Source organism: Pedobacter sp. BS3, assembly GCF_008274585.1.
Taxonomy (GTDB): domain Bacteria; phylum Bacteroidota; class Bacteroidia; order Sphingobacteriales; family Sphingobacteriaceae; genus Hufsiella_A.
Map to the genome: position 1 here is coordinate 441187 of NZ_VTRT01000003.1, position 14730 is coordinate 455916.

Sequence of the window (14730 nt, forward strand, 5' to 3'; positions counted from 1 at the left end):
AGAAATTATGAGTATAAAAACAGTACAATCCATCATCAACCAAGGCAAAACCTATCAATATGTTGACAATGGAGAACCCAAACAGGGAGGAGTAAAAGATGTTTATTTTAGTCCCGACAAAAAATATGTGGTTGCGTTTTACAGAGACAAACAAGATTTTAATTCTATAGAAAGACTCAAAAAAATTGCTACTCAATATTATGAAAGTTTTTTTGTAAAAGACCCAATTAGTGGTGCATTCTACAAAGAATTGTATGCTTGGCCAACCGATGTTATTGAAGACGGAGGCAGGACGGGTATCATCGTTCCGTTTTACAGCCAAAATTTCTTTTTCAAAAAGGGATACATTAATAATGACTTATTGAAAGGTGAGGAAAAAAATGGAAAATGGTTTGCGAGTGCAAAATTCAGAGTAGCATCATCAAGGTCGAGATTAGATGGTTCTGAATTGGGCAATTGGTTAAGCTATTTTCAGGTTTGCGTAAACATTGCAAGAGGTGTAAAACGATTACACGCTGCTGGCTTAGCCCATTCTGACTTATCTTACAATAATGTTTTGATTGACCCAATTAGTAAAACAGCCGCTATCATTGACATTGACGGTTTGGTTGTACCAAATCTTTTTCCTCCCGATGTTATCGGAACGGCTGATTTTATTGCTCCCGAAGTTTTAGCAACAAAACATCTTTCGAAAACCGATCCTAACAGAAAATTACCCAACCGTTTGACCGATTTACACGCTTTGGCTGTGTTGATTTATATGTATTTGTTGTACAGACATCCGTTGCGTGGAGGTAATTATTTTGGTGCTATGGAAACCGAAAAAGAGGAAGATTTACTAATGGGTGAAAAAGCTCTTTTTGTAGAACATCCTACCGATTTCAGTAACCGGAATTTTAAAAGAGAATATGGGGAAAACTTGCAAAAATTTGCTCCTTGGACAGATTTGCAAAAAACACCTTACACAATAACGGGACCTTATCTAAAAGAACTTTTTGACCAAGCATTCATTAAAGGACTTCATAATCCAATGCAACGACCGACAGCAAGTGAATGGGAACAAGCATTGATAAAAACTAATGATTTAAAGCTGGAATGTAGCAATCCAAGTTGCGAACAAAAATGGTTTATCTACAACAATACGCAAAATACTTGTTGCCCTTTTTGTGGAACAAAATACAAACATACCATTCCTGTTTTGGATTTTTATTATCAGTTCAAACCCAATGTTTGGAAACCAGAAAATCAAAGATTAGTAGTATATAATAATGCCACATTACATCAATGGCACTCTAACAGAAATATAATTCGCAACGAGCGACTGACAGATGCCGAAAAAATTCCCGTAGGATATTTTTCGTTTCACAACGGGAAATGGGTATTTGTCAATCAAAAATTAACCTCTCTTTCAGACAAAACCGAAGGAAAAGATATTCCAATCGGCTCAATGGTAGAAATAACAAACGGCAAACAATTATTGCTTTCTAAAGAAGATGGAGGACGCGTTGCTGTTATTTCTATCGCTAATAAATAATAATAAATAATTTATTTTTTAAAAAAACAATTAAATGGAACAAAGTATTTTACAATTACACCCAGGTTTAGTATGGGGGTTTGGGATCTTAGTAATAATTATGCTCTTATTGGATCTAGGAGTTTTTAATAAGAAAAGTCATATAGTATCTAATAAAGAGGCTACAATATGGTCAATAGTATGGATATCATTGGCAATGATTTTTTCTGGTGTTGTTTATTATGTATTTAATCAAGATGCAGGAGGGCATGAATTAGCAATCGAGAAATTCACACAATTTCAAGCAGCTTATTGGATAGAAAAAGCATTGTCGGTTGACAATCTATTTGTCTTTATTTTAGTCTTCGGATATTTTAAAGTTCCAAGAGAATTACATCACAAAGTCTTATTTTGGGGAATTTTAGGAGCATTATTGTTCAGAGCAATTTTCATTTTTGCAGGTGTTGGAATAATCAATGTAACGTATTTGCCAATATTTGAATTATTTGGAAAACCTGTTGAAATTAATGTAGTTTTAACACTGTTTGGGCTATTTCTTGTTTATGCTGGAATTAAATCTTGGGGAGGTGGAGATGATGACGAAGAACAAGATTTTGCAAATTCAGCAGGAGCTAAATTGGTAAAGAAACTTTACAAAGTAAGCGATAATTACGACAAAGATAAGTTTTTCACTATCCAAAACGGAATTAAAGTAGCAACCCCTTTGTTGGTTGTCGTAGCAGTAATTGAGTTTACAGATGTATTGTTTGCAGTAGATTCAATTCCCGCCATTTTTGCCATTTCAAAAGACCCTTTCATACTTTACACTTCAAACATTTTTGCTATTCTTGGATTACGTTCGTTGTATTTTCTGTTATCGAACTTTATCCATATGTTCAGCAAATTACCGTATGGATTAGCTATTATTTTAACTTTTATTGGTATTAAAATGATTATCTCACCTTGGTATCATATTCCATCGCCTGTTTCTTTAGGAATTGTAGGAGGTGTTTTGGTGCTTTCTGTAATTTTGTCGTTGATGTTTCCCGATAAGAAGGAAGAAGGGGAAATATAATTAAGGAGAAAGCATCTCATATAAAAGATATTTTTTGATAAATTTGCTTTTTGGGAAATATCAAATTATTTGAGAGCAAACATAGACGATCAACTTGGAACGAAGCAGAAGAAAAATGGTATTTCTCTGTTCAAGAAGTAGTTGAAGTTTTAACTGAAAGTGCTGACGTAAAACAATATATCAAAAGAATGTTGAGCCGTGATGAACAGCTAAAAAGCAACAGGGGTACAATTTGTACCCTAGTTGAAATGACTGCATCAGACGGTAAAAAACGAAAAATACAAGCATCTGATACTAAAGGATTATTGAGAATCATACAATCTGTTCCCTCACCAAAAGCAGAACCTTTTAAACTTTGGTTAGCACAAGTAGGTGCTGACTGTTTGGACGAAATTGAAAATCCAGAATTGGCTATACAAAGGACAAGAGAATTGTACAAACTAAAAGGCTATTCTGACGATTGGATTGAAAAACGTATGCGAAGTATCGCCATTCGTGAAGAACTAACAGACGAATGGAAAAACAGAAGAGTAAAAGAACAAATGGAATACGCTATTCTGACCGCAGAAATTTCTAAAGCAACATTTGGACTAACACCATCGGAGTATAAAAAAGTTAAAGGACTAAAAAATCAAAATTTGCGTGACCATATGACTGACCTTGAGTTGATTTTTTCAATGTTAGGCGAAGCGTCTACAACCGCAATACTAAAGACACAAAACCCAAAAGGATTTTAAGAAATCCAAAAAGCCGCTAAACAAGGAGGAGCGGTTGCTGGAAATGCAAGAAAAGAACTGGAAAGTAATACTGGCCAAAAAGTTGTATCAAATCAAAACTATCTTCCTGAAAAGAAGAAAAAGCAAATAGGCAAAAAAGATAATAACGAATAGCCCAACACTAAAGCAAGCACATTTGCAATTCGCACAAGCCAACACACAAAGCCAAAATTGCAAAAGAGCTTGCTTTTCCAACCTGAAAAAATTGTTTTAAAATTTTGCCAACGCTTCAAAAAAATAAAAATAAGCAGACAAGCATAACGAAAAGACGGCCAGCAGGTAACAAGGGTTTGGCGAAATGGCGGGTTAAGTGCTTCGTATGACAGTTTTGTGGTAGGTTCAAGTGCAGTTCTTCGATTGAACTTTTGTGCTAAAATCCGCCACTTACGCCAAGCCCAGAAACGTTATAGGCAATATTAAAAACTACCCACCCGCACATTGATAGTCACATCTGATATTGTCACTCGGTATCCATAAAATCCACTACAAAAATCAAGTAGTTTCATTGCCATCCAAGTTGCATCGCTTATTTTATCAAGGTCGTCTGCTTTTACAATCATTCGGGTAACATTTACGCCATCAACTTTATCTGGTCGCACAGTTACATATTTCGATTTCTTTACAAATTTTAGTAGTGGATTTTCCATCGCTCAAAAAAGTTTTTAATACAGCCTATAACATATGCTATACAAAAGTGGGGCTGTGTGCCAAATCTGTATAGTTGTGCATCTAATTTGCTTTTTAGGTAAGCGAAGGGTTGTGCATCTTTATCCCCACCTTCGTATAGCGTTTTGCCGTTATACGCAATATTATTTTTTTGCCAACGCTTCAAAGACAATCTGCTTCGGAAGTAAATCTTTGCAAATATACACACTTGAAAACGGTGGATTTAAACTCGGTTTTTGGTCTGCGTAACTTTTAAAATAGCTAATTCTTTTATCGAAATACATTATTTCAAAGTCATTGTTTTTGAACATTGTAAATCTTCTTTGGCTTTCAAATATTCCTACCACTCCAACAAGCATTGCAAAAGGTTTTCCAATCTCAAATAGTCGTTCAAAAACTTCTGCTTTTAATGAATAGGGTGGATTTGAAATAATGTAATCACATTCAGGAACTTCCATAGTAAAAAAGTCTTGATTTGTACATAAATGTGACCAAACAACAGGATGCCCATTTTCAGCCAACATTTTTACATAATTACTTTCTTGTGTATCAAAAGGACACCATATTCTACTTCCTTTCGGTAAGTATTTTAATAGTGGTGCAATCGCATAATTTGGAGTGTAAAATTCATCATTCGGATTTACTTCTCCTTGCTTTTCAGCTTTGTTTGTTATTAAATCTAATTTCATATTTTGTTTTTAAATTTTAGTTATTTGCCCACGCTCAAAAAAAAATAATACAGCGTATAACAGCGGTTTTGTGCAAGTTGCCCCAACGCTCAACTCCAACGCTTCGCAACCATCACAAAGCCGCAAAACGTTAGCGGTCATGCTATGGCGACAGTGCAAACATTAAGCGGACGGGCTGACAATAAACTTTAAGACAAGAAATTTTGACAAGTGGACAACGACATACAGGCAACATAACACCGGGACAGTTCGGGCGGACATTCCGACACTCATGCCTACGCAGTAAAAAAATTAAAACACCCCCACCGCGCAAAAAAAAATTGAATTTCTTTGGCAACCGCACAAGCGGCACATTTGGGGTTGCCGCCACGCTCAAAGCCAACCCAATGGCAACCCCAAAAGAGCCGCTTTTTGCCAACGCTTTATTTTGCTTCGGACTTCTTTCAAAACTTTACATTTGACTTTTAATCAGTAATGAAAAAAGATAAATACTTACAGATATTCAATTATTTACTTGAGTTCTCAAAACTCAGGAGTAATCCTGTAAGAGATATTGAGAGTTCCGACACTCAATATCCTGACAAAGTTTGGTTTGCTGACATTCCGCAATACGAAATTTTTGATTGCATTACTTTTCCGAATTACAATCAAGATGCTGACTACTGGTTGAAGATTGCCAAGCCGAAAGGCGAACCGCAAGAACCAACATTCCCCAAGTTAAGTGAAACGCTTACTGACTGGATTGTAAAGGAAAGTTTGACTGACGAAAACGGAACACCGATTTTGAAAGACACCGTTATTAAGAACGGCAAAACAATTTCTTTAGCAGACAAGCCCGAAGTTGAAACAGAGTTTCAAACTTATCTCAACAACAAATGGATTGACGATTTGGAATTATACAACAATGAACTTGAAACTTATGAAGTCAAACTTGTAGAATATGAAAAACAAAGCAAAACATACAGACATCTTTTCAGTATTTACAACAAAACCCAACAATTCGGGGAAGAGTTTGAATTAATTGTTGGCGTTGGACTTCTGCATTTTCAAGAAGATGCAAACAGCCCTGTAATTTGCCGACACATTCTTACATCAAAAGCCGAAATCACTTTTGAATTTTCAGCAAGAGAATCATTCGTAAAAGTTTCACCAAGCATTGAGAACGAAATACAAATTGAAACGGATGCAATACTTGATTTGTTTGAGCAGTTTGATTCGGCAGACATCATTGAAGCAGAGAAAAAAGTTGCTGAATTTCTAAAAGAGAAAAATATTACTGATAGTCCATTTGACAATCAGATTAAAGAAGCAATTCAAATTTTCGCTGACAGAATACGGACAGACGGACAATCAAAAGATGATTTAGCAAAAGCAAAAGAAGTTGCGAAAAAACCTACGGTTTTTTTCGCACCAGCTTTGCTATTGAGAAAAAGAAACACAAGAAGTTTCACTGCACTCTATGAAAAAATAATAGAGAACATAAGCACAGCAAATGATTCAATAGACATCCCCTCAATAAATGACATCATCGGTTATTTGCAAAGTCCCGAAGATTTTCCAAGCGATTCAGAAAATGAAAATTCAGGTTCGCTTAATGATGAAACGATTTACTTCCCGAAGAAATTCAACGATGAGCAAATTGAAATCATAGAGAAAGCAAGACGAAATAATAAAGTGTTGGTTCAGGGACCACCAGGAACAGGGAAATCCCACACCATTGCAAATTTGATTTGCCACCTTTTAGCAAACGGCAAAAAGGTTTTGGTTACTGCTTACACTAAAAGAGCATTAGAAGTTTTGAAAAACCAATTGCCAAAAGATTTTCAAAATTTAACTGTAAATCTTTTGAGTGGCGATTCATCTTCTATTCAAGACCTTGATGCAAGTGTGAACGCAATCAATGACGAACTTTCAAGAATTACAAATCTTGACGGCTACAAAAAAGAGATTGAGGAAAAAGAAATAGAATTGGCTTTGCTGAAAGAACAAAAAGCAAATACAAAAAACGAGTGGCTGAAAGTAAAAGAGAAAACCACAAGACGACAAAGCATAAATCGTATTTATCAGGGAACACTTTCAGAAATAGCAGAGAGAATTGAAAAAGAATTTTCCGCTTTCGCTTGGTTCAAGGATGAATTTACAGACATCAGCAAAATTGATTTGCTTACCGACACTGAAAAATTCAATTCGCTAACACGGTATTACCAAAGTATTGATTGCAGTGTTTTCAATTTTCTAATTCCACAGAAAGAAAAATTGCTTTCGCTTTCGGAACTTAAAGAGTGTCGCAAAATTGCAAACGAGTTAGTTCAAAACTATTCTTCCAAAGACGAACACATTTCAATCAACTGCAAAGATTATCCTGAATTAAAAAAGCAGTTGCAATCACTTCACAAATTGTTTTCAGAAATTGAAAACAATGTTTTGCCTTTCAAGGCAAAACTCATAAGTGATTATCGCAGCAACCTTTTTCTTTGGAAGGATAAACTTTCAAGAACTACTAACACATTAGCAGAATTACCAGACGAGAAACTAAAACAGTTTGACAGAAGTGTTGAAATAAAATATCCGAATGACAAAAGTTTGATTCAGATAAAGAGTGATGCCGAATTTCTTTTACAGTTATTGAGTGAGGGGAAAAAATTGAGAGGATTACTTTCTGTTTTCAATAGTCCGTTTGCACCTGCAAATGTGAAACAACGCAAATATTTTATTCAAGGAGTTCAGGTAAATGGTAGCGATTGTGATACCGAACATGAGTTTAAAACTGTTTTAGCTGACATAAAAACTAAACAGGATTTTGAAGAACTGAAAACCATTTGGGAAATAGAGCCAAACGGAAATGCAAAGTCCTATTCTGACAGAGCAAAGTTTTACAGACAACTCAAAGAAGATACAGAAAGTTTAATGACTTTGCTTTCAGAAGCAAACAAAATTAAATCACAGATAGAATCAATTTCATCAATAAGAATTCAAGATTACGGAAGTACCAATGTTCAAGACTTAATTGAAGAAACTGATTACAATTTTCTTCTTGCACAAGCAAAAGAATTTAAGGCAAAAATTGTTGATGCAAACAATCACCTCTCAATTCAAAACATTCATCCTATTGCAACAACAATTACAAAGACGGTTGCAAACATTGATACAGAAAAATACGAACAACATCTTTCAGAAATTGACACTTTAAATTCTGAGAAAGAAAAATACAACAACTACAAAAAACTTCAGGACAATCTTCACAGGTATTTGCCTACACTGGTGAGGGAGATTTTAGAAAACACTTTTGACTTTTCAAATTTCAGACAACTTGAAAATGCAATTCACTTCAAACATGCTTTTGCTGAAATTGAAAAGTTGTTAGCCGAAGATTACGAAACAAAACTTACTGTAAAATTATCAGACCTTGAACGAGATGAGGAAAAGCTAATTTCTTTAATAGGTTCAATGAAAGCATGGTACTACCTTTTAGAAAGACTTACTAAAGACGTATCATTGAAACAACATTTACAGAAATGGGTATTAGCTGTGAAGAAAATACCTAAAACAGCTACGGCAAAAACTTTACATTCTTCAAGAAAATTGGCTCAACAACAAATGGAAAAGTGTAAAGATTCAGTTCCATGTTGGATAATGCCACTTTACAAAGTTGCAGAAACAATTAAGCCTGAAGAAGGAATGTATGATTATGTAATCGTTGACGAAGCAAGCCAACTTGGTGCAGATGCAAACTTTCTTCATTATATAGGAAAAAAAATAATTATCGTTGGTGATGACAAACAGACATCGCCTGAATATGTTGCAGTTGATCCAAATACTATGCTTCCTTTCATAAAAAAGTACTTAGTTGATATACCAATTGGACCTTTTTTAGACATAAAATATAGTTTTTTTGATCAGGCTAAAATTATTTGTAACGGCATGACTGTTCTTCGAGAACATTTCAGGTGTATGCCCGAAATTATTGAATTTAGCAATAAGTATTTTTATGCACCAGACGGAAAAAGTTTATATCCATTAAAACAGTACTCAGAATATAGACTAAAGCCTTTAGAAACTGTTTATTGCCAAAGTGGATATGTTGAAGGTACATACCAAAATATAACCAATAAAGTAGAAGCAGAAGCAATCGCTAATAAAATATCAGAGATTATTACCGATGAAAGGTATTTTAAAATCGAAGGTGGAATTAGAAAACCCAAATCCATTGGTGTTATTACTTTACAAGGAAATCGACAAGCCGCATTAATTGAAAATTTGATAATTAAGAAAATTGGTGAAATAGAATTTAAAAAAAGAAATATAGTTTGTGGCAATTCAGCAAGTTTTCAGGGAGATGAGAGAGACATTATGTTTTTAAGTTTAATAACTGCGAATGAAGGGCATAGAAATAGAAGGGCTTTGATGCAACCAGAAGACGAAAGAAGATTTAATGTTGCAGTTAGCAGAGCAAAAGAACAAGTTTGGCTTTTCCATTCGGTGCTTTTAGATGATTTGAGTAACACAAATGATTTGCGTTACAAGTTGCTTGACCATTTTCTTAATTATAAACCGCAACCAATCCCACCGCAAAGAACTTTTGAAAGAACTTTGGGAACGCAACCCGAACCATTTGAAAGTTGGTTTGAAGTTGATGTTTACAATGACATCGTTACAAATAATTACAGTGTGATTCCACAATATGAAGTTGCTAAAGGAAGATACAGAATTGATTTAGTAACGCTATTATCAAACGGAATCAAAATAGCTATAGAATGTGACGGAGATAAATATCACGGTGCAGAGCAATTTCAGAATGATTTAATGCGGCAAAAAGTTTTGGAAAGGTGTGGTTGGCAATTTTTCAGAGTTAAAGGCGGTGAATATTATTCCAACCGAAAGAAAGCATTAGAACCTCTTTGGAAACTTCTTCGTGCAAACGACATTCAAAAAGAAGAAACGCCATTTACAAGCAATCATAAGCAGAACGGACAAGAGGAAATCACTAGTGAAGTCGTTGAAACAGTTCAACCCGAAGTGAAAATGCAAACCATTGTGAGCAACAAGAAAGTTGAGCAACCTGATTTATTCAGAAAGGAACGTCAAGTTGCAATGACTTTTACGAATGAAACGGAGCAGCCAAGTAAAATGAAAACGGCAACGAACTTGTTTTCATTTCCTGAAATTTTGGTTTTCACTTCGCAACACAATGTTTACAAAGTTGCAAATAGAAGTTTCACAAGTCAATCACAAGTCATTTCACAAATTGAATTTGAAGTAGGAGAAAAACCAATCTACTTTACAGGAACAAAAAACTATTCAGGTTATTTGATTGTAGCTTTTCAAAACGGAAAAGCAGGTAAAATTTCAATGACAGGGTTTCAGACCGAACATAATCGGAAAAAACTTAAAAATGCCTACAACGATGAATCAAAATTGATTTTCATTGAGCATATTGAAAACGACATTGACTTAGTTGCATTAAGCAGCATCAACAAAGTTGTTTTGTTCAATACAAGCAAAATAAATCCAGTTGAAAGCCGAACAACTAAAGGAGTTCAAGTAATGAAGCAAAAGGATAACAGCTTTATGACTAAGGTGAAACGATTGAATCAGGTAAAACTTCAAGATGCAGAATACTATCGGAAAGATGAAAGTTTGAATGTAGTTGGTTACTATTTAAAACAAGGTGATGAAATCTAAAAGTCTGTGGAAAAATATCAAAGAACTATGACAATAAAAAACATGGAAATTCAAACAAAAAAAGGTTCAATTGACATTCATAAACCTGACACAGCAACTTTAAAGCAGCTACAAAATATATTGACCTATGGAGTAATGCCGTTCAAGCAAACATTTAACGGTGCAGACTTTGGTGTTGTAATGCAATGCGGTGAGCAAGAAGTTTATTGCCTGAAACAACAGCCTTTGGAAGTGGAACGTAAACAAGCCGAACAGCTTTTCCAACTGCAACATTTTATGATAATGGACGCATATTGCAGATATATCAAAATAGGTTTTTCAGGTGCATATCTTGCTTCGCCATATCTAAGACAACGAGACAATGGACTTTGGGAAGCAGGTGTTTCACATTTCATATTTCCGTCTGACAACGAAAAGGTGTATTCTGAAAAATCTTTTGGAAAAGCGTATGACAACCAATTTGGAAGCGGTGCGACAAATATGTTTATGGCGTTTGTTGACAGTTTCAAACAAGCCTTTGCTGAATCCAAACTGACAATGCCTCAATATTTCGGAATTGACATTCGTCCCCGTTCTCACTTAAAAAGTTTGGCAATGTATTTTATGGTTGTTGGTTCAGACGTTTTTTGTTTGCGGACAAACTTACGTGAACAAGAAGATGTAGCGTGGACAATTTTAGCGAGTGGTGGAATAGACAAGGTATATCATTTACCTGCATTTCCTATGACAATAAATGAATCAGATTTGAATGAAGCGAAAGGACGAACTTAATTTGAAAAAAGCCGACACGCAAAAACACACACATTTGCAAGCCGCACAAGCAAACGCACAGACCAAAGCTTGCAAAAGAGTGTGTTTTTCACCGACCAAAGAAGAAATTCAATTTTTTTCCTCCCTCCCTTCGGTGTTTTAATTTTTTTGCAACCGCACAGACCATGACAAACAAGCAACTTGACAGTATATTGCAGACATTAGTTGGACAGTGCAACTTGACACGGACGACAGAAGCACGAACCGCTAACATGGTATTGCCGCAATGGGGGGGGTGAAGCGCTTCTATGAAACTTTTGTGCGTAAACAAACGGCAGTGCATCTATTGAACTTTGATGCTAAAAATCCCCCACTGCGGCAATACCCGAACCGTTATAGCCAATGGTAGGACGACACACCGAACATTGACAAGACAACCAAAACATAAACAGAAAGTAAACCATTTTGACAAGTGAACACAGACATAGATACGATACAACAATTGGACAACGAGTAAGCCGACACTCATTGCCTACCCTTCTGTGTTTTAATTTTTTTCCCACCGCACAAAATATTTTGAAATACGGAGTATTCACGAACACCTTTATAAACAAAAATGACGTGAGTAATTACCACCGCACAAATGGCACATTTGGTTTTGCCCCGCCCACAAGCCGACCCTTCAGCAAAACCAAAAGAGCCATTTTTTGCCAACGCCCTGACTAAAATTGTATCTTTACCAATTGATAAAAACAGAGATAAATAATGTTTGAACAGACCTTTAAGAATATTGACGATATACTGCACAAAGACGCAGGTTGCGGCAGTGAATTGGACTATGTGGAGCAAACCTCCTGGATTTTGTTCCTCAAATATTTGGACGACTTGGAGAAAGACCGAGCTACAGCAGCCGAACTAACAGGCAAGACTTACACGCCGATCATTGACAAGGAATATCAATGGACAGTTTGGGCAATGCCAAAAGGCAAAGACGGAAAACTCGACCACCACAAAGCCCTTACAGGTGACGACCTCACCGACTTTGTAAACAACAAACTCTTTCCTTATCTCAAAAAGTTTAAGCTAAGTGCCGAAAGTGCCGACACGATTGAATACAAGATTGGCGAGATTTTCAGCGAACTGAAAAACCGCATACAAAGCGGCTACAATTTGCGTGAAGTGATTAACCGCATTGACGAGTTGCGTTTCCGCACCCACGCAGAGAAGCACGAAATGAGCCATCTGTATGAAGACAAAATCAAAAATATGGGCAATGCAGGGCGAAACGGTGGCGAATATTACACACCCCGACCCCTCATTACCACCATTGTAAAAGTAGTTGCGCCAAAAATTGGCGACAAAATTTATGACGGTGCAGTAGGTAGTGCGGGCTTCCTTTGTGAAGCGTTTGACTATTTGCGTAGCAGCAAATCACTTTCTACCAAAGAAACCGAGATACTGCAAAAACGCACCTTTTACGGCAAGGAGAAAAAATCATTGGCCTATATCATTGGCATTATGAATATGATTTTGCACGGTGTGGAAGCGCCCAACATTATTCACACCAACACGCTTGCCGAAAACCTGGCTGACATACAGGAAAAAGACCGCTATGATGTGGTGCTTGCCAATCCGCCTTTTGGTGGAAAGGAACGTGCCGAAGTGCAACAAAACTTCCCCATTAAAACAGGCGAAACCGCTTCGCTCTTTTTGCAACACTTTATTAAAATATTGAAAGCAGGTGGCAAGGCAGGTGTGGTGATTAAAAACACCTTTTTGAGCAATACAGACAATGCCACCGTTGCCATACGCAAAACATTGTTGGAAAATTGCAACCTGCATACCGTGTTGGATTTGCCCGGTGGCACCTTTACCGGTGCGGGTGTAAAAACCGTTGTGTTGTTTTTTGAAAAAGGCAAAGCCACGCAAAAAGTTTGGTTTTACCAGTTGAACCTCGACCGCAATTTGGGCAAGACCAACCCACTCAACGAAAACGATTTAGCAGAATTTGTAGAACTGCAAAAAACCTTTGCCGATAGCGAAAACTCGTGGACGATAAATGTAAAAGACATTGACCAAAGCACATTTGATTTGAGTGTAAAAAACCCGAACAAAAAAGAAGAAGCTGCCCTACGCCAACCGCAAGCCATTTTGGAAGAAATGAAAGCATTAGACGAAGAAAGTGCTTTGATAATGGATAATTTACAATTGATAATTGACAATGAGTAAAATGACCAAAGAACATAATTATCCATTGTCAACTGTCCATTCTAAATTGCCAATGGGTTGGGAAATAAAGAAGTTGGGGGAAGTTTTAACGATTGAAAGGGGTGGTTCTCCACGTCCGATTGAAAAGTATTTAACAAATTCACCTGATGGAATTAATTGGATAAAAATTTCAGATGCGACAGCTTCTGACAAGTATATTTTTGAAACAAAGGAAAAAATAACCAAAGAAGGATTGCATAAGACAAGAATGGTAAATGAAGGCGATTTCATTTTATCAAATTCAATGAGTTTTGGCAGACCTTACATAATGAAAACATCAGGTTGCATTCACGATGGTTGGTTAGTGTTAAAAGAGAATGGTCAAAAGATTTTCGATACAGAGTTTTTATACTACCTACTTTCATCACCCTATGTTTTTAATCAATTCGATTATTTGGCAGCAGGTTCAACTGTGAGAAATTTGAATATTGCGTTGGTAAGTTCAGTTCAAGTTCCAATTCCCCCTCTCCCCGAACAACAACGCATTGTTTCCATATTAGATGAAGCCTTTGCCGCCATAGCCAGGGCAAAAGCCAATGCCGAACAAAACCTCAAAAATGCCAAAGAACTTTTTGAAAGCTATTTGCAGGGGGTGTTTGGTGGTTCGACAGGCTCACCAACCAAACGGGATGGTTGGGAAGAGAAGAAATTGGGAGAAGTTGGAAATCCCAAAATGTGCAAGAGAATTTTCAAGGAGCAAACAACAACCGTTGGGGATATTCCATTTTATAAAATTGGCACTTTCGGTAAAGAGCCAGATGCTTACATTTCAAAAGACATTTATGATGAATTCCGAGCAAAATATTCATTCCCTAAAAAAGGTGATGTTTTGATCTCTGCATCAGGAACAATCGGCAGACGTGTAAGATATGATGGAGAACCAGCATACTTCCAAGATTCAAATATTGTGTGGATTGAAAATGACGAAAAGAAAGTATCAAATGACTTTCTATTTGAATTTTACGGAGCTTGTAATTGGGGGTCAACTAAAGGAGCAACGATTTCAAGATTGTATAATGACAATTTGAAAAATATTAAAATCAGTTTTCCAAAATCAAAGGAAGAACAACAAACCATCGTCCGCCAATTAGATGCCCTGCGAGCCGAAACACAAAAATTGGAAGCGGTGTATCAACAAAAAATTGATGATTTGGAGGAACTGAAAAAGTCCATCTTGCAAAAGGCGTTTGCGGGGGAGTTGCGTGGTGGTGAGCCTGCCGAACCAAAAACAGAAAAATCCCGAAGGGATGATAAGATTATAGAAAACAAGATTAACCACCCACGAACCAACCCCGAAGGGGTGAAATAGCA

10 protein-coding genes are annotated in these 14730 nt (G+C 36.4%); 8 read left to right on the plus strand and 2 right to left on the minus strand.

Going from position 1 to position 14730, the window contains the following annotated elements:
* Positions 1-7 precede the first annotated feature (7 nt).
* From FW774_RS10645 to FW774_RS10655, 3 genes are read left to right on the plus strand one after another with little or no spacing between them, the layout of a single operon-like run.
* Positions 8-1534, plus strand: coding sequence for a helix-hairpin-helix domain-containing protein (locus tag FW774_RS10645; RefSeq protein ID WP_149348160.1), 1527 nt, complete (start codon positions 8-10; stop codon positions 1532-1534).
* A 34-nt stretch (positions 1535-1568) separates the two neighbouring features.
* Positions 1569-2588 carry a TerC family protein gene (locus FW774_RS10650; RefSeq protein WP_149348161.1) on the plus strand — a complete coding sequence of 340 codons (1020 nt, stop codon included), beginning with the start codon at positions 1569-1571 and terminating at the stop codon, positions 2586-2588.
* A 50-nt stretch (positions 2589-2638) separates the two neighbouring features.
* Positions 2639-3325, plus strand: a complete 687-nt coding sequence (locus tag FW774_RS10655) for a BRO family protein (protein ID WP_197739835.1) — start codon at positions 2639-2641, stop codon at positions 3323-3325.
* A 455-nt stretch (positions 3326-3780) separates the two neighbouring features.
* On the opposite strand, the gene FW774_RS10660 is transcribed toward FW774_RS10655, so the two are convergent.
* Positions 3781-4011 (minus strand): hypothetical protein, encoded by a 231-nt coding sequence (locus FW774_RS10660; protein WP_149348162.1) that lies wholly within the window; start codon positions 4009-4011, stop codon positions 3781-3783.
* Between the two features lie 162 nt (positions 4012-4173).
* Complete coding sequence (locus FW774_RS10665) at positions 4174-4719, minus strand: sugar-phospahte nucleotidyltransferase (RefSeq protein ID WP_149348163.1); 546 nt, start codon at positions 4717-4719, stop codon at positions 4174-4176.
* A 474-nt stretch (positions 4720-5193) separates the two neighbouring features.
* Here FW774_RS10665 and FW774_RS10670 point away from each other — a divergent pair, with 474 nt between their 5' ends.
* From FW774_RS10670 to FW774_RS10685, 5 genes are all read left to right on the plus strand, one after another.
* Positions 5194-10401, plus strand: coding sequence for an AAA domain-containing protein (locus tag FW774_RS10670; protein ID WP_149348164.1), 5208 nt, complete (start codon positions 5194-5196; stop codon positions 10399-10401).
* A gap of 6 nt (positions 10402-10407) precedes the next feature.
* Positions 10408-11172, plus strand: coding sequence for a hypothetical protein (locus FW774_RS10675; protein ID WP_149348165.1), 765 nt, complete (start codon positions 10408-10410; stop codon positions 11170-11172).
* Positions 11173-11794: 622 nt separating this feature from the next.
* Positions 11795-11917, plus strand: coding sequence for a hypothetical protein (locus tag FW774_RS20730; RefSeq protein WP_262714438.1), 123 nt, complete (start codon positions 11795-11797; stop codon positions 11915-11917).
* Positions 11917-13380 carry an N-6 DNA methylase gene (locus tag FW774_RS10680; RefSeq protein ID WP_149348166.1) on the plus strand — a complete coding sequence of 488 codons (1464 nt, stop codon included), beginning with the start codon at positions 11917-11919 and terminating at the stop codon, positions 13378-13380. The genes FW774_RS20730 and FW774_RS10680 overlap by 1 nt, the downstream gene beginning before the upstream one ends.
* The gene (locus FW774_RS10685) at positions 13373-14728 is read left to right on the plus strand and encodes a restriction endonuclease subunit S (protein WP_197739836.1); all 1356 of its coding nucleotides are present in this window, start codon (positions 13373-13375) and stop codon (positions 14726-14728) included. Before FW774_RS10680 ends, FW774_RS10685 begins: the two co-directional genes overlap by 8 nt.
* Positions 14729-14730: the final 2 nt, after the last annotated feature.